Origin of the sequence: Pelagibius sp. CAU 1746, assembly GCF_039839785.1 — a bacterium.
Taxonomy (GTDB): Bacteria; Pseudomonadota; Alphaproteobacteria; order Kiloniellales; family Kiloniellaceae; genus Pelagibius.
Genome location: NZ_JBDOQT010000001.1, coordinates 2920319 through 2943075 on the forward strand (window position 1 = coordinate 2920319; position 22757 = coordinate 2943075).

The window sequence follows — 22757 nt, forward strand, 5'->3', positions numbered from 1 at the left end:
ATGCAGGTTGTGAGAGCGGGGCTCGCGGTCCACCTTAAGACAATAAACTGTGAACAGCAGGGAAGGTTACTCCATGTCTAAATTGAAGGTTCTGCTTGCGGCGAGCGCCCTCACCGTAGTTGGCGCTGCCGGGGCTAATGCCGCGACGCTGGATGACGTCAAAGCCAAGGGCTTCCTCCAATGCGGCGTGTCGACCGGCGTGCCGGGCTTCTCCTTCACCGACGATTCCGGCAACTGGCAGGGTTTCGACCCGGCGGTGTGTCAGGGCGTCGCCGCGGCGATCTTCGGCGATACCAGCAAGGTCAAGTATACACCGACCACCGGTAAGACCCGCTTCACCGCGCTGGCGTCCGGCGAGATCGACATGCTGGCCCGCAACACCACCTGGACGCTGAGCCGTGATGCCGACCTCGGCCTCACCTTCATCGGCGTCAACTACTACGACGGCCAGGGCTTCATGGTTCCCAAGGCTCTCGGCGTCAACAGCGCCAAGGAATTGGATGGCGCTTCGGTCTGCATTCAGACCGGCACCACCACGGAACTGAACCTGGCGGACTACTTCCGGCTCAACAACATGAGCTATGAGCCGGTGCCGATCGAGACCAACGAAGAGGCACGCACCAACTACTTGGCCGGCCGCTGCGATGTCTACACGACGGACGCCTCGGGCCTTGCCGCTTCGCGCGCCGCCTTCGATAACGTGGCCGATCACATCATCCTGCCGGAGATCATCTCCAAGGAGCCGCTGGGCCCGCTCGTCCGCGAGGGTGACGAGCCTTGGGGCGACGTCGTCCGCTGGACCCTGAATGCGATGATCACCGCCGAGGAATATGGCGTGAGCTCCGCGAATGTCGACGACATGGTCGCCAACAGCGACAACCCGGAGATCCGGCGCCTGCTCGGGGTCGAAGGCAACATGGGTGAGATGCTGGGCCTCGACGCCAAGTGGGGCTACAACATCATCAAGATGGTCGGCAACTACGGCGAAGTGTTCGAGAAGTACATCGGCTCGAACACGCCGATCGGCCTGGAGCGTGGCATCAACGCCCAGTACAAGGACGGTGGCCTGATTTACTCGCCGCCGGTTCGGTAGCCGCTCGACGGTTGATCGAAGCATGACATGAGCCAGGGAACGCCGGCGCAAGCCGTCGGCGTTCCCCTAGGCTTTTGCATCGCTTGATGAAAATCTTCCTGGAATCGTCGTAGCTGGGAGCACCCATGGCCGCAATCGAACAGGATTCTGAAAGCTTTTCGTTGGGCCAACTGTGGTCGGACAAACGCTACCGTGCGGTGGTCATGCAGATCTTGGTGATCGCCGGCGTCTTCCTCTTCCTCTCCTTCATCATCACCAACGCGGTTCAGAACCTGGAAGCCCTTGGCAAGACCTTTGGCTTTGAGTTTCTTGAAGCTCCCGCCAGCTACGATATCAACCAGTCGCTGATCCCCTACAACTCGCGCGACACGCATCTGCGCGCCTCGGTCGTTGGGTTGTTGAACACCGCCCTGGTGGCTTTCTGCGGCTGCGTGCTCGCAACCATTTTGGGCTTCATCCTCGGCGTGTTGCGGCTGTCCCACAACTGGCTGATCAACCGCCTCGTCTACTGCTACATCGAGTTCGTGCGCAATGTTCCGGTGCTGCTGCAAATCTTGCTGTGGCATGGCGTCATCGTCACTTCGCTGGATGTGCCGCGCAATGCCTACAACCCGATGGCCGACGTGTTCCTGACCAATCGCGGCTTCTATGTGCCGCGCCCGGTTTTCGAGCCCGGTTTCGCATTCGTGGCAATCGTTTTCGTGGCGGCCATCGCCGGCATGATCATATTCAGCCGCTGGGCCAAGAAACACCAAGAAGCGACCGGTCAGATCTACCCGGTCTTTTCTATCGGCGTTGCGGCGATCATCGGGCTTCCCGTGATCGCCTTTTTCGTGGCCGGCATGCCGATGTCTTTGGATGCGCCCGCGCTGAAGGGCTTCAATTTCCAGGGCGGCATGGTGCTGAAACCGGAGTTCACGGCCTTGTGGCTCGCCCTGTCGCTCTATACCGCGGCTTTCATCGCCGAGATCGTGCGCTCCGGCATTCAGGCGGTAAGCCATGGCCAGACCGAGGCCTCCTACGCGCTTGGCATCAAGCCGACCTGGACCATGCGGCTGATCATTATCCCGCAGGCCTTGCGTGTGATCGTGCCGCCACTGACCAGCCAGTATCTGAATCTGACGAAGAACTCTTCGCTGGCGATCGCCATCGGCTACATGGACGTGACCGCGACCCTTGGCGGCATCACGCTGAACCAGACGGGCAAGGAGATGGAGTGCATGATCCTGCTACTGATGGTCTATCTGACCATCTCGCTGCTGATCTCCGCCTTCATGAACTGGTACAACCGGCGCATCGCGCTGGTGGAACGCTGAGGGGAGGTGCGACGATATGGTTGATACCGCGACTCAACCCCGCAGCTACGAACCCGGCAACCACCCGGACCTGCCGCCGCCGCTGCTGACCAGCGGCCCGATCGCCTGGGTGAGGGAGAACCTGCTGGGCTCGCCGCTCAACATCATCCTGACGGTGGTCTCGCTCTACCTGCTTTACCTCATCGTGCCGGGGCTCTTGAACTGGGCCATCTTCGACTCGGTGATCAACGCCGATTCGCGTGAGGGGTGCAGGGAGATTGCCGACGGCGCCTGCTGGGCCTTGCCGGCCATCCGTTTCGATCAATTCCTCTATGGCTTCTACCCGGACCACCTGCACTGGCGCATCAACCTGACGGCCGTGCTGTTCATTTTGGCGCTGCTGCCGGTGCTTTGGGATAAGGCCCCCTATCGGAAGTACTGGTTCATCTACACGGCTATTTTCCCGCTGATCGCTTTCATCCTTCTGATCGGGCCGGCGGCGTTCAATATGGACAACCCTGGGATCTTTGTTCCGTCGTTCCAGGCGTATGGAGATGCCGTCTCGAACCTGAATCCCATCGCGTTGGTGTGGACTCTTCTTGGGGATATTTTCGGGCTGATCTTCTGGATTCTGTCATGGATCGTGTATCCGTTCTTCAAGCCAATCGGATGGGTGTTGGTTGAGCAGGTCGGGATGGAGAACGTCGAGACAACGAAGCTTGGTGGCTTTGCCCTTAACACCATTATTGGCGTTACCGGCATCGTCGCCTCGCTCCCGCTCGGCATCTTGCTCGCCCTCGGGCGGCGTTCGCATATGCCCATCGTGCGCACCCTCTGCGTCATGTTCATCGAGTTCATCCGCGGCGTGCCACTAATCACGCTACTCTTCGTCGCTTCGACGATGCTGAACTACTTCCTGCCGCCGGGCACGACCTTCGATCTGATCCTTCGGGTGCTCATCATGGTCACGCTGTTTTCCTCGGCCTATATCGCCGAGGTGGTGCGTGGCGGTCTGCAGGCCATTCCCAAGGGGCAGACGGAAGCCGCCGACGCGATGGGCTTGCGTTACTGGCAGTCGATGCGGCTGATCGTGCTGCCGCAGGCGCTTAAGATTTCCATCCCCGGTATCGTCAATACCTTCGTCGGCCTGTTCAAGGACACGACCTTGGTGGTGATCATCGGCTTGACCGACGTTCTGGGCGTCGGGCGCGCGTCGCTGTCCGACGCCAAGTGGCAGGGCTTGCCGGAAGAGGTCTATGTCTTCACGGCGATCCTCTTCTTCGTCTGCTGCTTCAGCATGGCGCGTTATTCGACGTACCTGGAAAAGAAACTGCATACCGGCCATAAGCGCTAAGGCCGGCGCCGGATCAACAAGCGCCCGGCGCGGGCCGAACAAGGAGGCTAAACTGGATGTCTGATGTTGCTGCTGCCCCGCAGATGCGGATCTCCGATGAAGTGGCGATCCAGATCATCGGCATGCATAAATGGTATGGGGAGTTTCACGTCCTCAAGGACATCAACCTGACGATCAACCGCGGCGAGCGTATCGTGATCTGCGGTCCTTCGGGGTCCGGCAAGTCGACCATGATCCGTTGCATCAACCGCCTGGAGGAACACCAGAAAGGCAAAATTCTGGTCGATAACATTGAGCTGACCCACGATGTGAAGAACATTGCCGAGATCCGCCGTGAGGTCGGCATGGTGTTCCAGCACTTCAATCTCTTTCCGCATCTGACGGTTTTGGAGAACTGTACTCTGGCGCCGATCTGGGTACGCAAGATGCCGAAGAAGGAAGCCGAGGACGTCGCCATGGAATACCTGGAGCGGGTGAAGATCCCCGAGCAGGCGGCCAAATATCCGGGGCAACTTTCCGGCGGCCAGCAGCAGCGCGTGGCCATCGCCCGCTCGCTCTGCATGAATCCGCGCATCATGCTGTTCGACGAGCCGACCTCGGCGCTGGACCCGGAAATGATTTCCGAGGTGCTGGACGTGATGGTCAGCCTCGCCGAGAGCGGCATGACCATGCTCTGCGTGACCCACGAAATGGGCTTCGCGCGCAAGGTCGCCAACCGGGTGATCTTCATGGACGGCGGCGAGATCATTGAGGAGAACGAGCCGGAAGAGTTCTTCAACAATCCACAGTCGGCGCGCACGCAGCTCTTCCTCAGCCAGATCCTGCACCACTAACCACCGTCGCGCGAAGGGCGCCGCGGAGCCGCAACTGCGGGTCCCGGCGCCCTTTTCCTTTCTCAGCGCAGTGCGAGTCTCAACGGTCCGTTCGCGGGCGATTGGTAATATGGCTTTGGCAAACACCTTGGGGCAGCAGGATGAGTGAGATTCGAGGGGCACGTCGCGACGGCGGGTCGCCCGGCGCGGCGTCACGCGGCAAGGTCGCCTTCCTTCAACTCGAGCCGACGACGCGCTGCAATTTCATCTGTGGCTTCTGCAGCGGGAGGCAGATGGATCAGACGGATTTCGCGGTCGAGGATTTCGACCGCCTGCTCGAGGCCTTTCCGGAGGTGGAGCACATCGAATTGCAGGGCGAGGGCGAGCCGCTGCTCCACAAGGGGTTCTTTGCGATGGCGCGGCGGGCACGAACGCGCGGCATCCGCTTGTCGATGATCACCAACGGCAGCCTGTTGTCGGAGGAGCGGGTCGCGGCCATTCTCGATCTCGGCATGGAGGCGATCAACGTTTCCGTCGAGTCACCGGATGAGGACGAGTTCCGGGACATCCGCGGCGGCAGCTTCGCCAAGGTCAAGGCCGGCATCGCACGCCTGTTGGAAGCCAGGAGGGCGCGCGGTCTGGACCGGCCGCTGGTCGGTTTCGCCATTACTGTCCTCAAGCACACCGTCGAGCGCCTGCCGGAGATTGCCGCGCTCTACGAGGAACTCGGTATGGATGGCGGCGCGACGGTGCAGCCGCTGAGCCGCATGGACGCCTTCAGCAAGGTCTATGACGAAGAGGTCGCGGCGCAGTTCCTGGACGAGGCGGACACGCAACGTCTCTTGCGCCTGCGCAACAGCGATCCCAAGGTGCGTGCGATGACCAGGCAGGCCGCGCAGAGCGGCCACTTCTATCCCGAGATGCACAGGCGTTTCCCGATACTGCACGGTTGCCCCTGGGTGAGGGGCGGTCTCTATGTCGACCGCCACGGCGCTCTGCTGAGCTGCTGCATGGTGAAGGATGCCGCGGCTCATGGACTGGGGAAACTGGGCATCACCCCCGTGGAGGCCGTGCTGAACAGGCGCCGGGAAATCGACGCGGCGCTTAGCGCCGGGCGGCCGCCGGAACAGTGCCGGGGCTGCGCCTACTACAGGCCGCCGGAACAACGGGAGGTGCTGCTGCAGCGAATGCGGGCGCGGAATTTGCAGCGCCGGCGAGCGGAGGCGGCTAAGCCGGAATGATGCCGCTGATCTGCGGGTCGATGATTTCCTGCTCCTCCTGGCGGTAGGGCACGAAGCCCATGCGCTGGTAGAGGGGCAGGGCGCGCGGATGGTCCATGGTGTTGGTATTGACCGTCAGACGCTCCGGCTCGTAGCTCCAGGCCTGCTCGATGGCTGAATGGAGCAGATAGCGCCCCAGGCCGCGTCCCACGCAGTGTGGCATGAGCCCGAAGTAGGCGAGGTCGATGGTCGGTTCCTCGCGGCGGTCGAGTTCGAAGTAACCGGCGGGGGCGCCGTCGACATACAGCACGAAGACTTCGACCCTGTCGTCGGCAAGGATGCCGCCCAGGTCTTCGTCGCTCATCTGGCGGCGATACCACCAACGCCAGTCGCCGCCGACGGAGTTGTAGAGATAGCGGTAGAAGCCCACGGTTGGCTGCTCGGCCAGCATCAGGGCATATTTCGTTTTTATCGGCGGATGCGCCGGGGCCAGGGACGGGCGCTCGGTCATCTCCAGGTAGGTTATGGTGAAGCGGACCCTGGGGTCGCGCCCGGCGGCCAGCTCCACCTCCGGCGGCAGAGCAACGCCCTCCGGTGGCGCTTTCGGCAGGTCCAGCCAGCGCGCCAAGATCGCATGGGGCGTGTAGGCATAGCCGACGGCCGAATAGAAGCCGATCACCGGCCGGTTGCTGTCCCGCACGATCAGTTGGATCTTCAGGATGCCCCGTTCGGCAAGCCAGTCCTCCGCGCGGCGCACCAGGCGGCGCCCCAGGCCGGCACCCTGGTGGGCCGGGTCGACCGCCACATAGTACAGCCAGCCGCGGTGGCCGTCATGGCCGCAGCAGATCGTGCCGACAACCTGACCTTCGCCTTCGGCAACAAGGATCTCGGCGTTGCTGCTGGACCGCCAGCGGGCGATATCGAGATCGGGGTCGTTGTACCAGCAGGTGAGGCCGCAGCGCTCCCACAGCGCGGTGCAGCCGGCGAAATCTTCGTCGCCGTAGGACCTGATTTCCGGCAAGGTCAAGACTGCTCGGCCGTGGCTGGGCCGGTTTCGACCGGCGTGTCGCCTTCCAGGCCCCATTCGGACCAGGAGCCGTCATAAACGGCCACGTCGCGGTGGCCGAGGCGATGCAGCGCCAGGCTCAGCACCGCGGCGGTGACGCCGGAACCGCAGGTGGCGATCACCGGGCGGTTAAGGTCGACCCCCGCCTCGGCGAAGCGTTCCTTCAAGGTGTCGTCGTCCAGCAGGGTCTGCCGGGTCTGCTCGACGACCTCGACGAAAGGCAGGTTGCGGCTGCCGGGGATATGGCCGGACCGCAGACCCTGGCGGGGCTCCGGATCGCTGCCCTGAAAGCGGCCCCGGCCGCGGGCGTCCAGCACTTGCTCTCCGCCGCTCTCCAGATTGGCCAGAAGCTGGCTGCGGTCGCGCAGCAGGAAGCTGTTGATCCGCGGGGTAAAGTGACGTTCTTCAGGATGCGCCTCGCCGTCTTCCACCGGGCGGCCTTCGTTCATCCATTTCGGCAGGCCGCCGTCCAGCACCGCCACCTCCCGGTGGCCGAAATAGCGGAAGGTCCACCAGACCCGCGGGGCGCTCCAGATGCCGCGCTGGTCGTAGATCACCAGGCGCAGCCCGTCACCGAGGCCGAGCTTGCGGACCTTGGAGGAGAAGATGTGCGGCGGCGGCACCATGTGTGGCAGATCGCTCGCCGGGTCCTTGATGTCGTCGATGTCGAAGAAGACGGCGCCGGGGATGTGCTGCGCCTCGAACTCGCGGCGGGGATCCAGGCCTTCGCCCGGCAGGTAGTAGCTGGCGTCCACGACTCGCAGGTCGGGCGCCCCCAGGTTCTCGGCCAGCCACTCGGTGGAGACCAGCGCGTCCTTCGCAAAATCGACCATCGTTGCTTTCACTTCCTCCCGAAGGCCCGCCGCTGCGGGCTGCTGCGGGTTCTTATTCGTCGAACAGAATGTTGATGCGCCGGTTCTGGCGGCCCTTGTTCTCGATCTTGCCGACGCGCACGCGGCCGATCTCGCCGGTGTGGGCCACATGGGTGCCTCCACAGGGTTGCAGATCGACCCCGGCGATGTCGAGCAGGCGCACGCGCCCGCCGCCCATGGGCGGCTTCACCGACATGGTGCGCACCAGATCGGGCTGTGCCGCCAACTCCTCTTCGCTGATCCAGCGCGGCGCCACAGGATGGTCCTCCGCGACCAGGCGGTTGAGCTCCGCCGTGAGGTGCTCCTTGTCGAGCTGGGTATCGGGCAGGTTGAAATCGAGCCGGCCTTTCTCGGCGCCGATCTGTCCGCCGGTCACGTCCCCGGTGACGACGGCGCACAGTAGGTGCAGGCAGGTGTGCATGCGCATGTGCTTGTGGCGGCGGTCCCAGTCGATTTCCGCCGTGACCTTGCTGCCGGGGGCGGGCGCGGCGGCGCCGTCCTCCAGGACGTGGACCACGTCTTCGTGGGTCTCGCCCTTGACCGCATCGATGACGCGCAGTTGGCTGCCGTCTTCCAGGATCAGGGTTCCGCAGTCACCCGGCTGGCCGCCGCCGGTGGGGTAGAAGACCGTGCGGTCCAGGCGTACGCCCTCCGGCCCGCTCGCCGTGACCGTGGCATCGCAGGACTTGAGGTAGGGGTCATCCCTGAACAGCAGTTCCATGTTTCGCCTCTCTCCGCTTCTCTAATCGGGCCCTCGATTTCGGGGGTATCAGCCCCGCCAGCCGAGCCAAGCCGGCACCGGCAGTCCTTTTTCGCGCAAGAACGCCGGATTGAACAGCTTGCTTTGATAGCGCATGCCGCCATCGCAGAGAATGGTGACGATTGTATGTCCCGGCCCCAACTTCTTGGCCATACGCACCGCCCCGGCCACGTTGATGCCGGTGGAGGCGCCGAGGCAGAGACCTTCTCGCTCCAGCAAGTCGAAGACGTAAGGGATCGCTTCGCTGTCCGGGATTTGGAAGGGCTCGTTGACCTCGATACCCTCCAGATTGGCGGTGATGCGGCCCTGGCCGATACCCTCGCTGATGGAGGAGCCCTCAGCCTTCAGCTCGCCGTGAGCGTAGTAGTTGTAAAGGGCCGCGCCCATGGGGTCGGCCAGGCCGATGACAACGTCCTTGTTGCGCTCCTTCAGGGCCTGGCTGACGCCGGCCAATGTCCCGCCGGTGCCCACGGCGCTGACGAAGGCGTCGATCTTGCCGTCGGTCTGCGCCCAGATCTCCGGGCCGGTGGTCTCGTAGTGGCCGCGCCGGTTGGCGACATTGTCGAACTGCCGGGCCCAGATGGCGCCCTGGGGATGGCTCTCGTTCAGTTCCTTGGCCAGGCGCTCCGAGACATGGACGTAGTTATCCGGGTCGCGGTAGGGCACGGCGGGCACTTCCTTCAGCTCGGCCCCGGAAATCCGCAGGATGTCCTTCTTTTCCTGGCTCTGGGTATCGGGGATGACGATGACGCAGCGGTAGCCGCGCGCCCGGGCCACCAGGGCCAGGCCGATGCCCGTGTTGCCGGCGGTGCCCTCGACGATGATGCCGCCCGGCCGCAGCGTCCCGCGCTCCTCGGCGTCCTTGATGATCGCCCAGGCGGCCCGGTCCTTCACCGAGCCGCCGGGATTCTGGAATTCCGCCTTGCCCAGGATTTCGCAGCCGGTCTCTTCGGAGAGTTTGCGCAGGCGGATAAGGGGGGTGTTGCCGATCGCGCCGACAAAACCGTCACAGACGTCCATTTCTTCTTCTTCCTTGCTGAGACGCCACCGCCGGAGAGGGGGCGCCTGGCCGGCGAGAGTAGCTGCCCCGGCCAAGGGGGTTCAAGGGATGCTCCAGCATTTTGACACATTTTGCTGTAGATCACTTCCAAATACGCATAACATCTGTGTAATTCAAGGCCAACCATTGCAGAGCGGCGACCGTGATGAGATTTGTGATCTGCCCCGAGGCCAGGCGGGCGAGGGCCTCGCTGCGCGCCAAGGGCAGCACCCGGATGTCTTCATGTTCATGATCCAGGCCGTGAATGCCGCCGACGCCGCGGCTGTCGATGCGTCCGCAGTAGATAACGACGGTCTCGGAACAGCCGCCCGGCGTCGTCAGGAAGCGTCCGATGGGCAGCAGCTCGCCCACCGTGCAGCCGGCCTCCTCCTGAGTTTCACGGCGCACGACCGTATCCGGGTCCTCTCCGGGCTCGATGACGCCGGCGACGATTTCGATCAGCCAGGGCTCCATGCCGGCGGCATAGGCGCCCGGACGGAACTGTTCGATCAGCACCACCTGGTCGCGCGCCGGGTCGTACAGCAGGACCGCGGCGGCGTGGCCGCGCTCGAAGATTTCGCGGGACATCTCTCCGGTCCAACCGCCGTCGAAGGTATGGTGGCGCAAGCGATAGCGGTCGACTTGGAAATACCCCTTGAAGGCTGTGGTTTTTTCCAGGATTTCGACACGGCGGTCCTTGGTGGCGTCGCTCATCAACACGGGTCCTGTTATCGGGTTATCGCAGGCCCCCGGTACGGAGGCGGCGCAACCTTAGCCGAGGCGCGCCGGCGGACCCAACGGCATTCCCACCGCTTGCCTGGGCGGGGCCGCCGTGTTGCGATCGCCGGACGACGCGGAAATGGGAAGGGTGTGAGATGTCGATCAGAAGCGAGAAGGTGACTTTCTCGGGCGCCGGTGGCGATATCCTGGCTGCGCGTCTGGACCTGCCGCCCGGGAGACCGCGGGCCTACGCGCTTTTTGCGCACTGCTTCACCTGCAACAAGGACATCTTCGCTGCCAGCCGTATCGCCGGTGCTCTGGCGATGCAGGGCATCGCCGTGCTGCGCTTCGATTTCACCGGCTTGGGCGCCAGCGAAGGCGATTTCGCCAACACCAACTTCTCCTCCAACATCGCGGATCTTCTGTGTGCCGCCGATTACCTGCGCCGGACCCACGCGGCGCCGAAGCTATTGATCGGCCACAGCTTGGGCGGGGCGGCGGTTCTGATGGCGGCCGCGCAGATCCCGGAAGCCACGGCAGCGGCGACCATCGGGGCGCCGGCAGACCCGGCGCACGTCGCCGCCCACTTCACCGAGGCACGCCCGGAGATCGAGGCTGCGGGCGAGGCGGAGGTCCTGCTGGTCGGGCGGCCCTTCCGCATCAAGAAGCAGTTCCTGGAGGATATCGAGAATCATAAGCTGGAAAGGGCCGTCGCCGACCTGCGCAAGGCGCTGATGGTGTTCCACGCACCACGCGACGCGACCGTCGGCATCGACAACGCCAGCCGCATCTTTCTTGCCGCCAAGCATCCCAAGAGCTTCGTCTCCCTGGACGACGCCGATCACTTGCTGAGCCGCAAGGCCGATGCGGTCTATGTGGCCGATGTGCTGGCTGCCTGGGCCGGGCGCTACATCTGCCGGGAGGAAGCGCCGACGGAATTGAATGCCGCTACAGGAACGGTGGTGGTCGAGGAAACCGGGGAAGGCAAGTTCACCCAGCGCATCGCGGCGGGTCCACACCGGTTGCGCGCCGACGAGCCGGTGAGCTATGGCGGGCTGGACAGCGGGCCATCGCCCTATGACCTGTTGCTGGCGGGACTTGGCGCCTGCACCTCGATGACGTTGAGGCTCTATGCTGAGCGCAAAGGCCTGGCGCTGGAAAAGACCCGCGTGATCCTGTCGCACGACAAGATCCACGCCGAAGACTGCGAGACCTGCGAAACCCGAAGCGGCAAGATCGACCGGATTCAGAGGACCATTCGGATCAACGGCGATCTAGACGACGCGGAGCGCCAAAGGCTGATGGAAATTGCCGACAAATGTCCCGTCCACCGCACTCTCGAAAGCGAAATCCTCATCGAGACGAAAGCCGACGGGCGTTTCGACTGACCTGCCCGCCGCGCGTCGCTTCTGTTGTATTGGCTGTCGCACCGCTGCTACTCGTGGGTTTCCGCCAGGACTAGAGTTTGTTAGGCTTGTCGTTGAAAAGAAACAAAATAAGCCGAGGCTTGGCGACGGTCTGTCGCCAGGCGGCAGGGCAGAGGGGCGTTTGAAAGTGCAGAGGGAGCGAGAAGGTTGCGGGCGATCGCTGGCCGGCAGAGGTGTCTGTTGCCGTGATTTATGGCCTGCCGGCACGATCATCCATGACTGACCAATTCGTGACGAGGCCGAGCGATTCTCAAGAACCGCGGAGTTCCAGCCGGCGGTTATGCATGTTTCGGCGCAGCATGCAGAAAGCTGTGGTCGGGATTCGAGCGAGACGAAGACGCTGAGAATCATGAGAAATGGCCGATCGGCCTGCTGAGGCGCCGGCCGGGCGGCCAAAGGAAATCTCACAGGGAGACCGAGAAAATGACGAAGAAGAACGAGTTGGAAAGCATCAACGGGAAGCCGTTGCACCCCGGCGTGAAGAATCTTTGCGACCAGTATGAGAGCAATAGGATAGACAGACGGGAGTTCGTGCGTCTGGCGGCGTTTCTGGGAGTGTCCGCGGCTTCGGCCTACGCCTTCGCCGGCGACCCGACCGGCGGCGGCCTGGTTCAGGAAGCGGCGGCTGAAACCCCGAAGAAGGGCGGCACCCTGCGCGTCGCCATGCAGGTGCAGGAGATGGTCGATCCCGCGACCTTCGACTGGACCCAGAAGTCCAACCAGGCTCGCCATATCATCGAGTACCTGACCATCACCGGCCCGGACAACATCACGCGGCCCTATCTGGCGGAAAGCTGGGAAGCCTCCGACGACTTGAAGACCTGGACCTTCAAGCTGCGTCAGGGCGTGAAATGGAGCAACGGCGACGATTTCAACGCCGACGACGTGGTGTTCAACTTCACCCGCTGGCTCGATCCGGCGACCGGTTCCTCCAATCTCGGCCTCTTCTCCGCCATGACGGAAGAGTACGACACCGGAGAAAAGAACGATGACGGCAGTGCCAAGATGGGCAAACGCATGAGTGAGGGGGCCGTCGAGAAGGTCGACGACCACACCGTGCGCCTGCATCTGAACTCGGCCGTCCTGTCGATGCCGGAGAACCTCTACAACTATCCGACCGCCATCGTGCACCGGAACTTCACCAAGGACGGCGGCGACTTCTCCAAGAACCCCGTCGGTACCGGTGCCTTCGAGCTGGTGAAGTTCGCCGTCGGCGAAGAGTGCGTGCTGCGCCGGCGCAGCGAGGCCTATTGGGGCGGCGATGTCTACCTCGACGAGATTCGCTACATCGACACGGGCGAGGATGACTCGGCGGCGATCGCCGCCTTGGCATCGGGCCAGGTCGATGCGATCTACCGCCTTGGCATCCCGACCCTGGAGATTGCCGAGCGCATTCCCGGCGTTGTGGTCTCTCAGGCTGTGACCGCCCAGACCGGCGTCATCCGCATGAACGTCAACAATGCGCCCTTCGACAACAGGAAGGTTCGCCAGGCGATGGTGCTTGCGTCCGATAATGCCCAGAACCTGAAGCTCGCACACCGCGGCATGGGCTCGGTTGGCGAGAACCATCACGTTGGGGAAATTCATCCGGAGTACGCCAAGCTGCCGCCGCTGAAACGCGACGTGGCGAAAGCCAAGGCATTGCTGGCCGAGGCCGGCTTCCCCAACGGTATCCAAGTAACCTGCAATGTCGGCAACACCGACGGCACCTGGGAGCAGGATTCCGTGCAGGTTCTGAAGGAGAACGCCGCAGAGGCCGGCATCGACATCACCATCAACGTCATGCCTTCGGCTCAGTACTGGGAAGTCTGGAACAAGGCGCCGTTCAGCCTGACCTCCTGGACCCACCGCCCGCTTGGGACCATGGTGTTGAGCTTGGCCTACCGCAGTGGCGTGCCCTGGAATGAATCCGGCTACAGCAATCCGGAGTTCGATGCGGCCCTGGACAAGGCGGAGTCCATCCTCGATGTCGCCAAGCGGCGCGATCAGATGGCGGTGGTGGAGAAAATCCTCCAGGACGATGCCGTTATGGTGCAGCCTTTCTTCCGCTCCGTTTTCACGGCGGCGAAGGACAACGTCAAAGCCTATCAGACTCACCCGACCCGCTATCACCAGTTTAATAGCGTTTGGTTGGGTTGAACGAGAAGGGCCGCGGTCGTGAAGTGCCGCGGCCCTTTTCCTTTTGCTGCGGCGGGCCCCTGTCGCCGGACTTGCGAGGCGGCCTGGGCGAGGGGTAGCCGGGAACACTCCGGCGAAACCTCCTAAGCAGATAGTTGGGACCGGAAGGCTAGATCGCGATGCTGGTTTTTATCGTTCGGCGCTTCGGCACCATGGCTTTGACCATGCTGGTCGTATCGATTCTGGTATTCCTGCTGCTCGAGATCAATGTCGAGAGCGTTGCCACGAAAGTTCTCGGACCCTACACCTCGCAGGAACAGCGTGAGATCTGGTTGGAGCGCAACGGCTATACCGACCCTGCGGTCTGGCGTTACCTGCGCTGGCTGGCCAACTTCGTCGTAGGCGACTTCGGTGACTCCGTGCGCTTCAAGGTGCCGGTCAGCGACGTCATGTGGCCGCGGCTCGCGAACACCGCCATCCTGGGCGGTATCGCGCTGTTCATCGCTTCGATGATCGGCCTCACCCTGGGTGTCGTCGCGGGTATGCGCGAAGGCGGCGGCCGCGACCGCGGCGTTTCGGTGTTGGCGGTGCTCACCACCTCGGTCCCCGAATTCGCCAGCGCCGTTTTTCTGTCCGGGCTTTTCGTCTTCACCTGGCCTCTGTTGCCGGGCACCAGCGGCATGGCCGACGGGTTCGATCCGGTGCAGCTCGTTCTTCCGGTGATGGTCCTGGTGATCTACGACTGGGGCTACGTGGCGCGCATGACCCGGGCGTCGATGGCCGAAGTGATGATGACGCACTACATCCGCACGGCCGTCCTCAAGGGCCTGCCCTATGGTCAGGTGATCCGAAAGCACGCGCTGCGCAACGCGCTGATCGCGCCTTTCACCGTCATCATGTTGCAGATCAACTGGCTACTCTCCGGCGTGATCGTCGTCGAGGTCGCCTTCGCCTACAAAGGCTTCGGCAGCCTACTCTACGAGGCTTCGCTGAACAGCGACATCTATCTCATCGAAGCCTGCGCCATGGTGGCCGTCTTCGTCGCCGTGATGACACAGACCTTGGCGGATATCGGTTATACCTATCTCAACCCGCGAATTCGATTCAGCTAGGAGGGGGCGCCATGACCGAGCAAGCTGTTTCCGTGCCGCGCCGCGACTCTCGGCTGCTGCGTTTCGTCCTGGGGCTGGCTCTGATCCGTGAAAGCTGGGTCGGAATGATCGGCTTGGGCATCATCGTCTTCTGGGCGCTGGTGGCGATCTTCGCCGACGTGCTCGCACCCTTTCCGCCGAACCAACCGGGGCTGCCGCTGGCGCCGCCGGGATCTGTCTCTATGGACGGCGCCGGCATCTATTGGCTGGGCACGGATCATCTTGGCCGCGATTTGCTTTCGCGGATCATCCATGGCTCGCGGCAGGTTCTGCTCTACGCGCCTCTCGCGACCTTTTGCGCCTATCTGGTGGGTATCCCCATGGGATTGGCCGCGGGCTATCGCCGGGGAGTGACGGACGACGTGCTGTCCTTTATCGCGAACGTCATCCTCTCGTTCCCGGTCTTGGTCCTCTATATCATCATCATCGCCACCATCGGCGCGTCGGGGTCGAATATCGTGATCGCGGTGACTTTCGCATCGGCGCCCGGGGTCATGCGCATCGTGCGCGGCTTGGTGCTGGACCTGCGCAATCGTGAATACGTTTTCGCCGCCGAGACGCGTGGTGAATCGGTCTGGCGGATCATGCTGGTGGAGATCCTTCCCAACGCCCGCGGCCCCCTCATCGTCGATGCCTGCCTGCGGCTGGGCTACGTGGTGATCACCATCGGAACTCTCGGATTTCTCGGCCTCGGCCTGCCGCCGCCCGACCCCGATTGGGGCGGCATGGTCTCCGAACTCCGGCAGTACGCCATCGTCGATCCCATGCTCGCGGTCTTCCCCTGCATCGCGATTTCTTCGCTGGTGCTGGGGTTCAATCTGCTGGCCGACGGCCTGCGTGAAGTCTCGCTGCGCGACTAGGGGAGAGGGAGATGCCGAGCCAAAGCCACAGCTTCGACGGTCCGGTCCTGGAATGCCGCGACCTGTGCATTTCCTACTTCACCAGGGCCGGCGAGATTCCCGCGGTGATCGACTTCAATATGACCTTGGAGCAAGGGGGCAGCATCGGCCTGGTCGGCGAGTCCGGCTGCGGCAAGTCGACCGTGGCCATGGCCATCATGCGCTATCTCGGCGGGAACGGGGCCATCGTCGGTGGGCAGGTCTTCTACAAGGGTCGCGACATGGCGACCTTCAGCGACGAGGAACTGCGTCAATTGCGCGGCAACGAGATCGCCATGGTCTATCAGGAACCCATGGCCTCGCTGAACCCCTCCATGACCTTGGGCAGGCAGCTCATGGAGGTACCGCTGTGTCACGAGAATATCAGCGAGCAGGAAGCCTACAAGCGGTGCCGGCAGATGCTGGCCGATGTGAACCTTCCGGACCCGGACCGCATCATGTCGGTTTACCCGCACCAGATCTCCGGCGGGCAGCAGCAGCGCGTGGTCATCGCCATGGCGCTGCTGTCCAATCCCTCGCTGCTGCTGTTGGACGAACCGACGACGGCGCTGGACGTGACGGTCGAGGCCGGCATCATCGAACTGATCGGTCAGATCGCCCGGAAGTTCAACACCTCGATGGTTTACATCTCGCACAACCTGGGTCTCATCCTGGAGACCTGTGACCGGGTGAACGTCATGTACTCGGGTGTGGTGGTCGAGAGCGGCACGGTGGGCGAGGTCTTCGACCATATGCGCCATCCCTATACCAAGGGACTCTTCGGCTGCATCCCCTTGCCGGGCGCGGACAAGACGGCGCGCCCCCTGGTGCCGATCCGCGGTCAACTGCCGTTGCCCCACCAGCGCCCACCGGGCTGCTACTTCGGGCCGCGCTGCGACTTTTTCCAAGGTGGCCTCTGCGATCGCGAGAACCTGGCCATGACCCAGGTGCCGGACGAACCCGGACACGATGTGCGCTGCCGCCGTTGGCAGGTCATCGATTGGGACAGCTATCATCCCGAGGGTGTCGGGGCCGGCGAGATGGAGGCCGGCGATGTTGTGCTCTCCATCGACAACATGAAGAAGTACTACGAGCTGACCGACAACTCGATAGCCGCCATGATCTCCGGCAAGCGGGTGCGTTACGTGAAGGCCAATGAGAGCATCACTTTCGATGCCCGGTCTTGCGAGACCGTGGCTGTCGTCGGCGAGTCCGGCTGCGGCAAGTCGACCTTCGCCAAGGTGCTGATGGGCCTGGAGACGGCAACCGACGGCAAGGTGGTGTTCAACGGCAAGGACATTTCGCAGGAGGAGGTGCAGAACCGCTCGCCCGAGCAGGTCGGCTCCATGCAAATGATCTTTCAGAACCCTTTCGACACTCTCAATCCCAGCCACAGCGTCGGAGCGCAGTTGGCCCGGGTGATCCGCAAGTTCGGCGTTGAATCGGATCGGGACAAGGTCGAGCAGCGCGTCATGCAGTTGCTGGACCTCGTGAAGCTGCCGCGTGAGTTCGCAAGGCGCCGGCCGCGCCAGCTTTCCGGCGGGCAGAAGCAGCGCGTCGGCATCGCGCGGGCCTTCGCCGGCAACCCGACCACCGTGGTGGCCGACGAGCCTGTCTCGGCCCTGGACGTCTCGGTGCAGGCAGCCGTTACCGGGCTCCTGATGGATATTCAAAAGACCTACCGCACGACCCTGATCTTCATCAGCCACGACCTCAGCCTCGTGCGCTACCTGGCCGACCGTGTGGTGGTGATGTATCTGGGCCACATCGTCGAGCAGGGGACCACCGACGAAGTCTTTGCACCGCCCTATCATCCCTATACCGAAGCTCTGCTCTCGGCGGTGCCGATCGCCGACACCTCGGTGGAGAAGACACGGATCATTCTGGAAGGCAATTTGCCCTCGGTGACCAACCCGCCGGCGGGCTGCGTCTTCAACACTCGCTGTCCGCACAAAATCGGCCCGGTCTGCGAAACCGAGGTTCCCCCCGTAGTCGAGCCCACGCCTGGACACCGGATCGCCTGTCACCTTTCGATGGAGACGCTGCGGGAGATGAAACCGGTGATCGTGATGGCCAAGGATGCCGCGCCCCCGGCGGCGGAGTAGGGCGCCCGGCGCTGAGGGGAGGGGCACCGGGGTATCCGGCCTACCGCCTTTGTGTCACGCCGTATCGGCGTTGCGGCGCTTGCCGGAACGCGCGCCGGGTCGTACCTTCGGCGTCATGAATGCGGCGGAAAGATTAACCATAATGCGCGGCCCGGCGGCCGTGGCCTGCCTGACCCTGTCGGCTCTGCTTCTGGCGGCCTGCACCATAGAGGTCGGCCCGCCACCGGAATCAGACCCGCCGCTGGTGCCCCAGAAGGCCAAAGCGCCACCGCCGCCGCCCCAGCCCAGCGAGCCGCAGCCTTGGTCACGGGATCTGAACCTGAACGCAGGTCCGACACTGGTTGACGAAGGCGAGTTGGCCGAAGGCCTGGTCGCCGGCGATAGCGACGTGGTCTATAGCAGCGAGCGTCTCACCTTCGAATCCGCGTTCAACGACGAGGGACCGAAGAGCGAGGCCGAACGTGCCCGGGAGCGGGCGCGGAAGCGGGCGGAGGCGGCGGGAAGGCCGGTGCCGCCCGAGGTAACCGCAGCGCCGGTGGAACAGGTCAGCGCCCGGGAACTGCCGCCGCCAGGTCAAGCCGTGGCACCCGCGACGACCGAGCCCCCGACGCCGGTGAAGCGGGATTGGCGGGAATCGCGCCTGCCGCCGCCGCCGAAATTCCCGCCCGTGCCAAAGGACGCGCCCGTGCCTCAATCCGCGGACGGGAGCGGTGAGGCGGCCGATCCGACTGCGATTTCGACGGCAGCCCCGGCAGCGGCCGGTTCCCCGCCCGCGCAAGATCGGCCGGAGCCCCCGCTGGAACCTATGGAGGCGGCGGCGCAGGTGCCGGAAGCCGGTAATCCCGCGGAGACGGGGCAGGCGGCGTCATTGCAAATGGCCGCTTCGGGACCCTCGGATGAGGCGGCGGCGCGGCCGGAGACGGCTGAAGCCGCGGCGGCCTTCGCCGCGGTTGCCTGGAACGCACCGGCGGGCAGCATTCTGGTCCAGGTTTCCGCGGTTCAGAAAGAGGAGAACGTCGTCGGTGAGTGGCGGCGCCTGCAGGCGGCATACCCGCAGGTTCTGGAGCCCCTGAGGCTGGTGGTTGAAGAGGCCAAGCTGGGCGAGCGCGGCGTCTTCTATCGTGTCCAGGCCGGCGCCTTTGGCACGGAGGAAGGCGCGACGGCGGCCTGCGACAATCTCATCGATGCCGGGCAGGCCTGCTTCGTGGTGGTGCGCTAGGCGCGGGGTGGTTTCCCCTCAATGCGTGACGCGGATCTCACTATCGGTGACCGCTGCGAAAGGCACCCTTAGGGCGACAAGCTTCCATTCCGGCCCGCGGCCCTCCGCCCAATGGCGGAACTGCTGCTTGGCACGGTGGACGACTTCTTCTTCGGTCTGCTCGTGCGCCGAGATGACCTGCTGATAGATCTCCAGGTGAATCTGGTGCTCTTCGTCATCCAACTGGAGTTTCACGTCGTACTTCGGCACGGAAGGACGCTCCGGTATTGCTTGCATTTGACCTCGGCTAGGCTAAGTCAGGACCTCTTTCCCTTTCGTTAACCGCTGCGCGCCCGTCTTGAGATTGAGTATGGTTAGCAGGACCTTAAGGCGACAAGATGCCGGTATACCAGCAACTTGGAGGCGGAATCCCCGGTGTATTAGGGGGATTTGCCGCTATAATCTTGCCAGACTGCGAGAGTAGGACGGCTCTATGGATGGTCTGAAACGGCAGGGACCGGAGGATGCACGGTCGCCTGAGGGTGGTGTTGATCTGGGCGGCCTGACCGGCAGCGCCTTTGAACACCTTCCTGTCCCCGTGGCTCTGGGCCTGTGGCGCGGCGGCGCGGCTGAGCCGGAACTCCTCTATGGCAACGGCGCCTTTGAGCGCTTGTTTGCCGGCCGGTTTCCGTCCGTCCTTCCAAGCTACCTGGGCGACCTGGCGGCGGCGCGATCCGATCTGGAGCAGCGCCGCGTGAGCGGCCGGTTCGGCGCCGGCGAGGCTTTTACCGAAACCCTGACCCTGGCCGTGCCGGGGGTGGGGGCCGTCGCTGCAGCCTGTCAATGGACCCCCTTGCCGCTGCCGGCGGACGAAGGCGGGTACTGGAGTGCCACCCTGACGGTTCGGGCGCAGACAGATCACGAGAGCGAAACGCCACGTGACAGCTCCGACCGCCTGGCTGCGATCTTCGAATATTCCCCCGTCGATATCTGCCTGAAGGATGCCCAGGGCCGCTACGTTCAGGTCAGCAAGCGGTTCGAAGAGGTTTACGGGGTCACCAACGCAGAGATCAAAGGCAAGTTGCCCATCGATGTCGGGGTCGATCCGGGTTGGGCGGAGAAGGTTACCGAAGCCGATAACATCGTGCTGTCGACGGGCAAGCCCTTGGCCTATGAGGAGACCATTCCCCTGCGCCAAGGCGTCGTCGAAGGTTTCACCGTCAAGTTTCCTCTCATCGGCGCCGGTGGCGAGCTGCAGGGCATCGGCACCATCTGCACGGACATAACCGAGCGCAAGGAGGCTGAGCGGGCCTTGGCGCGCAGCGAGCGGGAGGCGGCGCACTCCAAGGCGCTGCTGTCAGAAGCGATCAAGAGCATGACGGACGGCTTCGTCTGGTTTGACAGCGAAGGCCGCCTGGTGCTCTGCAATCAAAAGTACCGTGATCTGTATCCGAAGTTGGCCGGTGCGCTCAAAGCCGGCGCCGCTTATGCCGATCTGATGAAACTGGCTTTCGAGCGCGACCAGTTTGCGGTCTTGGCGGGCTTCGATGAACTGAACGGCATCGGCGATGCCGCGGTCGCCCATGTCTTCGGTAAGCATCCAACCTTCCGTACCAAGACCAGCGAAGGGCGATGGATCGAGGCGCGCAACCATCCACTGGAGACCGGCGGCTTCATCGGTATTCGTTTCGACGTGACCGAACAGGTCGCGGCGGAGGATGCCTTGAAGGAGAGCGAGCAGCGCTTCAAGGACTTTGCTCAATCGGGCCCCGGCGGTTTCTGGGAGATGGACGAAAGCCTGCGCCTGTGTTCCTTCCTGGACGTCCAGACCGAGGCCGGGCGCTCACGCCCCATGGCGAGCGAAGCGACGGGCCGGACCCTCTGGGAGCTTTTCGCCGCCGATGCCGAGGACGAAGGGTATTGGCGCCGGCTGCGCGAGAGGCTCGAGAGGCGGCGGTCGATCAAGGACCTGCGCACGGTTTTCGTCAGCAAGGAGGGGGAACGTTTCTACTGGCGCATCAACGGGAAGCCTTTCTACGACCGTACGGGCCGCTTCAGGGGCTACCGCGGCGTGGCGGAGGACGAGAGCGCCGAGGTGCGGGCGCGGCAGCGGGCCGAGGCGGCGGAGGAACGCCTGATCGACGCCATCGAGTCGATCTCCGGCGGCTTTGCTCTTTTCGATGCCGACGACCGTTTGGTGCTCTGCAATCAAACCTATCGCAACCGTGCCATCGGCGACGGAAGACATATCTACCCTGGTGCCACGTTCGAAGAGATCGCCCGCGTGAACGTCGACCAGGGGTGCGTTACCGGCTTGGCCGGCGAGGCGGAGAAGGAGGCGTGGATGCAGCGGCGCCTGCGCGCCCACCACGCCGCGGAAGGCGATTTCGAGATCGCTTGGCACGACGGGCGCGTCTACCAGATGACGGAGCGCCGCACCCACGACGGCGGCGTGGCCAGCGTCTCTACCGATATCACCGAGCTCAAGCGGGCGCGGGAAATCGCCGAGCAGGCAAACCAGGCCAAGACGCGGTTCCTCGCGGCGGCCAGCCACGACCTGCGGCAACCGCTGCATGCCATCGAGCTTTTCGTCGCGGCGCTGGCGGCTACTGCCGACGATGACGAAACCCACGGTATCATCAGTGACCTGCGAGAAGCGTCCAACGCGGCGGGACGTCTGCTCAATGCCATGCAAGATGTCTCGGAGCTGGAAAGCGGCAAGCTGGAATGCCGTTTCATGCAGTTTCCTGTGCAGCAGCTCCTGGATCGTATGGTCCGGGTCTATGGACCGCAGGCGCGCGAACGCGGCCTGGAACTGAAGATGGTGCCGTCCAGCCAGGTCGTCTATAGCGATCCCAACCTGTTGGAACGAATTCTCGGGAACCTGCTCTCCAACGCGGTGCGATATACCCCGGCGGGCCGGGTGCTGCTCGGCTGCCGGCGCAGAAACGACAAGCTGCGTATCGAGGTTTGGGATACGGGACTGGGAATCCCGGAGGGAGAGCGGCAGAGAATTTTCGAGGAGTTCCACCAGCTCGACAACCCGGCACGCGAACGCCGGCGGGGGATCGGACTTGGTCTCTCCATCGTCAGGCGTCTGGCCAGCACCCTGGGGCATGAAATCTTCCTGCATTCGGTGCGTGGCCAGGGAAGTGTGTTTGCGGTACAGCTGGACCTGACTGGGAAGTCGGTCGCTTTGTCTCACAGGAGCGGCAAGCGGGACCGCGCGGGGGTAAAGTCGAACGCCACGGTGCTGGTTATCGACGATGACCGCCAAGTGCGAAAAGGCATGGTCCGTGCGCTCGAGTCCTGGGGATGCCGGGTGGCGGCGGCGGGCGACTACGACGCCGCGGCCGACATCGTGGCCGCCGCACCCGACGCCTTCGACCTGATTATCGCCGACTACCGCCTGCCCAACGCCTGCAACGGCGTGCGCGCAGCCGGCCGGTTGCGGGTCCTCTGCAAGCGGATGGTGCCGGTCCTGATCGTCACCGCGGATCAGGGCGAGGAGGAGATGCGGGAGATCACCGAAGAGGGCTTCCCGACGCTTCAGAAGCCCGTCGATCCGGAAGCCTTGGCACTTGCCGTGCGTAACCTCCTCGAAGACTTCGCAGTGTCGGAGGCGCAGGTGTCCTGAACGTCGGGCGAC

The 22757-nt window shown here is 63.7% G+C and carries 18 protein-coding genes; 12 read left to right on the top strand and 6 right to left on the bottom strand.

The features are described from left to right. The first annotated feature begins 73 nt into the window (after positions 1–73). The 5 genes from AAFN88_RS13930 to AAFN88_RS13950 all read left to right on the top strand — a co-directional run bounded on the left by AAFN88_RS13930 (position 74) and on the right by AAFN88_RS13950 (position 5795). A complete protein-coding gene (locus tag AAFN88_RS13930) occupies positions 74–1093 on the top strand; it encodes an amino acid ABC transporter substrate-binding protein (RefSeq protein ID WP_347520931.1) in 1020 nt (339 codons plus the stop codon). Positions 1094–1218: 125 nt separating this feature from the next. Further along, complete coding sequence (locus AAFN88_RS13935) at positions 1219–2409, top strand: amino acid ABC transporter permease (RefSeq protein ID WP_347520933.1); 1191 nt, start codon at positions 1219–1221, stop codon at positions 2407–2409. Between the two features lie 16 nt (positions 2410–2425). Continuing rightward, positions 2426–3742, top strand: a complete 1317-nt coding sequence (locus AAFN88_RS13940; protein WP_347520935.1) for an amino acid ABC transporter permease — start codon at positions 2426–2428, stop codon at positions 3740–3742. Between the two features lie 83 nt (positions 3743–3825). Further along, positions 3826–4575, top strand: a complete 750-nt coding sequence (locus AAFN88_RS13945) for an amino acid ABC transporter ATP-binding protein (protein ID WP_347521676.1) — start codon at positions 3826–3828, stop codon at positions 4573–4575. Positions 4576–4715: 140 nt separating this feature from the next. Continuing rightward, positions 4716–5795, top strand: a complete 1080-nt coding sequence (locus AAFN88_RS13950) for a radical SAM protein (protein ID WP_347520936.1) — start codon at positions 4716–4718, stop codon at positions 5793–5795. Here AAFN88_RS13950 and AAFN88_RS13955 read toward each other — a convergent pair. The 5 genes from AAFN88_RS13955 to AAFN88_RS13975 all read right to left on the bottom strand — a co-directional run bounded on the left by AAFN88_RS13955 (position 5782) and on the right by AAFN88_RS13975 (position 10225). Further along, entirely contained in the window at positions 5782–6795 is a 1014-nt protein-coding gene (locus tag AAFN88_RS13955) for a GNAT family acetyltransferase (protein ID WP_347520937.1), read from the bottom strand. The two genes, AAFN88_RS13950 and AAFN88_RS13955, sit on opposite strands and share 14 nt — an antisense overlap. 2 nt (positions 6796–6797) lie before the next feature. Beyond that, the gene (gene sseA, locus AAFN88_RS13960) at positions 6798–7673 is read right to left on the bottom strand and encodes a 3-mercaptopyruvate sulfurtransferase (RefSeq protein WP_347520938.1); all 876 of its coding nucleotides are present in this window, start codon (positions 7671–7673) and stop codon (positions 6798–6800) included. A 52-nt stretch (positions 7674–7725) separates the two neighbouring features. Further along, positions 7726–8433: an alanyl-tRNA editing protein gene (locus tag AAFN88_RS13965; RefSeq protein WP_347520939.1), complete on the bottom strand. Its 708-nt coding sequence runs from the start codon at positions 8431–8433 to the stop codon at positions 7726–7728. 48 nt (positions 8434–8481) lie between these two features. Then, on the bottom strand, positions 8482–9492 hold the full coding sequence (locus tag AAFN88_RS13970; RefSeq protein ID WP_347520940.1) for a cysteine synthase A: 1011 nt from the start codon (positions 9490–9492) through the stop codon (positions 8482–8484). A 121-nt stretch (positions 9493–9613) separates the two neighbouring features. Further along, positions 9614–10225: an NUDIX domain-containing protein gene (locus AAFN88_RS13975; RefSeq protein WP_347520941.1), complete on the bottom strand. Its 612-nt coding sequence runs from the start codon at positions 10223–10225 to the stop codon at positions 9614–9616. A gap of 161 nt (positions 10226–10386) precedes the next feature. Between AAFN88_RS13975 and AAFN88_RS13980 the strand changes: the two genes are divergently transcribed. The 6 genes from AAFN88_RS13980 to AAFN88_RS14005 all read left to right on the top strand — a co-directional run bounded on the left by AAFN88_RS13980 (position 10387) and on the right by AAFN88_RS14005 (position 19129). Continuing rightward, a complete protein-coding gene (locus tag AAFN88_RS13980) occupies positions 10387–11619 on the top strand; it encodes an alpha/beta fold hydrolase (protein ID WP_347520942.1) in 1233 nt (410 codons plus the stop codon). Positions 11620–12081: 462 nt separating this feature from the next. Further along, positions 12082–13797: an ABC transporter substrate-binding protein gene (locus AAFN88_RS13985; protein WP_347520944.1), complete on the top strand. Its 1716-nt coding sequence runs from the start codon at positions 12082–12084 to the stop codon at positions 13795–13797. A gap of 158 nt (positions 13798–13955) precedes the next feature. Then, positions 13956–14888 carry an ABC transporter permease gene (locus AAFN88_RS13990; protein ID WP_347520946.1) on the top strand — a complete coding sequence of 311 codons (933 nt, stop codon included), beginning with the start codon at positions 13956–13958 and terminating at the stop codon, positions 14886–14888. An 11-nt stretch (positions 14889–14899) separates the two neighbouring features. Continuing rightward, a complete protein-coding gene (locus AAFN88_RS13995; protein WP_347520947.1) occupies positions 14900–15787 on the top strand; it encodes an ABC transporter permease in 888 nt (295 codons plus the stop codon). An 11-nt stretch (positions 15788–15798) separates the two neighbouring features. Then, positions 15799–17910, top strand: coding sequence for an ABC transporter ATP-binding protein (locus AAFN88_RS14000; protein WP_347520949.1), 2112 nt, complete (start codon positions 15799–15801; stop codon positions 17908–17910). Positions 17911–18052: 142 nt separating this feature from the next. Then, a complete protein-coding gene (locus tag AAFN88_RS14005) occupies positions 18053–19129 on the top strand; it encodes an SPOR domain-containing protein (protein ID WP_347520950.1) in 1077 nt (358 codons plus the stop codon). 18 nt (positions 19130–19147) lie between these two features. Here the strand turns inward: AAFN88_RS14005 and AAFN88_RS14010 are convergent, their stop codons facing one another. Continuing rightward, positions 19148–19405, bottom strand: a complete 258-nt coding sequence (locus tag AAFN88_RS14010) for a hypothetical protein (protein ID WP_347520951.1) — start codon at positions 19403–19405, stop codon at positions 19148–19150. A gap of 196 nt (positions 19406–19601) precedes the next feature. Between AAFN88_RS14010 and AAFN88_RS14015 the strand changes: the two genes are divergently transcribed. After that, entirely contained in the window at positions 19602–22745 is a 3144-nt protein-coding gene (locus AAFN88_RS14015; protein ID WP_347520953.1) for a PAS-domain containing protein, read from the top strand. Positions 22746–22757: the final 12 nt, after the last annotated feature.

Excerpts from the sequence above, each read along its gene's own strand:
- AAFN88_RS13930 (WP_347520931.1), top strand. The coding sequence starts at position 74 with ATGTCTAAATTGAAGGTTCTGCTTGCGGCGAGCGCCCTCACCGTAGTT.
- AAFN88_RS13935 (WP_347520933.1), top strand. The coding sequence starts at position 1,219 with ATGGCCGCAATCGAACAGGATTCTGAAAGCTTTTCGTTGGGCCAACTG.
- AAFN88_RS13940 (WP_347520935.1), top strand. The coding sequence starts at position 2,426 with ATGGTTGATACCGCGACTCAACCCCGCAGCTACGAACCCGGCAACCAC.
- AAFN88_RS13945 (WP_347521676.1), top strand. The coding sequence starts at position 3,826 with ATGCGGATCTCCGATGAAGTGGCGATCCAGATCATCGGCATGCATAAA.
- AAFN88_RS13950 (WP_347520936.1), top strand. The coding sequence starts at position 4,716 with ATGAGTGAGATTCGAGGGGCACGTCGCGACGGCGGGTCGCCCGGCGCG.
- sseA (WP_347520938.1), bottom strand. The coding sequence starts at position 7,673 with ATGGTCGATTTTGCGAAGGACGCGCTGGTCTCCACCGAGTGGCTGGCC.
- AAFN88_RS13965 (WP_347520939.1), bottom strand. The coding sequence starts at position 8,433 with ATGGAACTGCTGTTCAGGGATGACCCCTACCTCAAGTCCTGCGATGCC.
- AAFN88_RS13970 (WP_347520940.1), bottom strand. The coding sequence starts at position 9,492 with ATGGACGTCTGTGACGGTTTTGTCGGCGCGATCGGCAACACCCCCCTT.
- AAFN88_RS13975 (WP_347520941.1), bottom strand. The coding sequence starts at position 10,225 with ATGAGCGACGCCACCAAGGACCGCCGTGTCGAAATCCTGGAAAAAACC.
- AAFN88_RS13980 (WP_347520942.1), top strand. The coding sequence starts at position 10,387 with ATGTCGATCAGAAGCGAGAAGGTGACTTTCTCGGGCGCCGGTGGCGAT.
- AAFN88_RS13985 (WP_347520944.1), top strand. The coding sequence starts at position 12,082 with ATGACGAAGAAGAACGAGTTGGAAAGCATCAACGGGAAGCCGTTGCAC.
- AAFN88_RS13990 (WP_347520946.1), top strand. The coding sequence starts at position 13,956 with ATGCTGGTTTTTATCGTTCGGCGCTTCGGCACCATGGCTTTGACCATG.
- AAFN88_RS13995 (WP_347520947.1), top strand. The coding sequence starts at position 14,900 with ATGACCGAGCAAGCTGTTTCCGTGCCGCGCCGCGACTCTCGGCTGCTG.
- AAFN88_RS14000 (WP_347520949.1), top strand. The coding sequence starts at position 15,799 with ATGCCGAGCCAAAGCCACAGCTTCGACGGTCCGGTCCTGGAATGCCGC.
- AAFN88_RS14005 (WP_347520950.1), top strand. The coding sequence starts at position 18,053 with ATGCGCGGCCCGGCGGCCGTGGCCTGCCTGACCCTGTCGGCTCTGCTT.
- AAFN88_RS14010 (WP_347520951.1), bottom strand. The coding sequence starts at position 19,405 with ATGCAAGCAATACCGGAGCGTCCTTCCGTGCCGAAGTACGACGTGAAA.
- AAFN88_RS14015 (WP_347520953.1), top strand. The coding sequence starts at position 19,602 with ATGGATGGTCTGAAACGGCAGGGACCGGAGGATGCACGGTCGCCTGAG.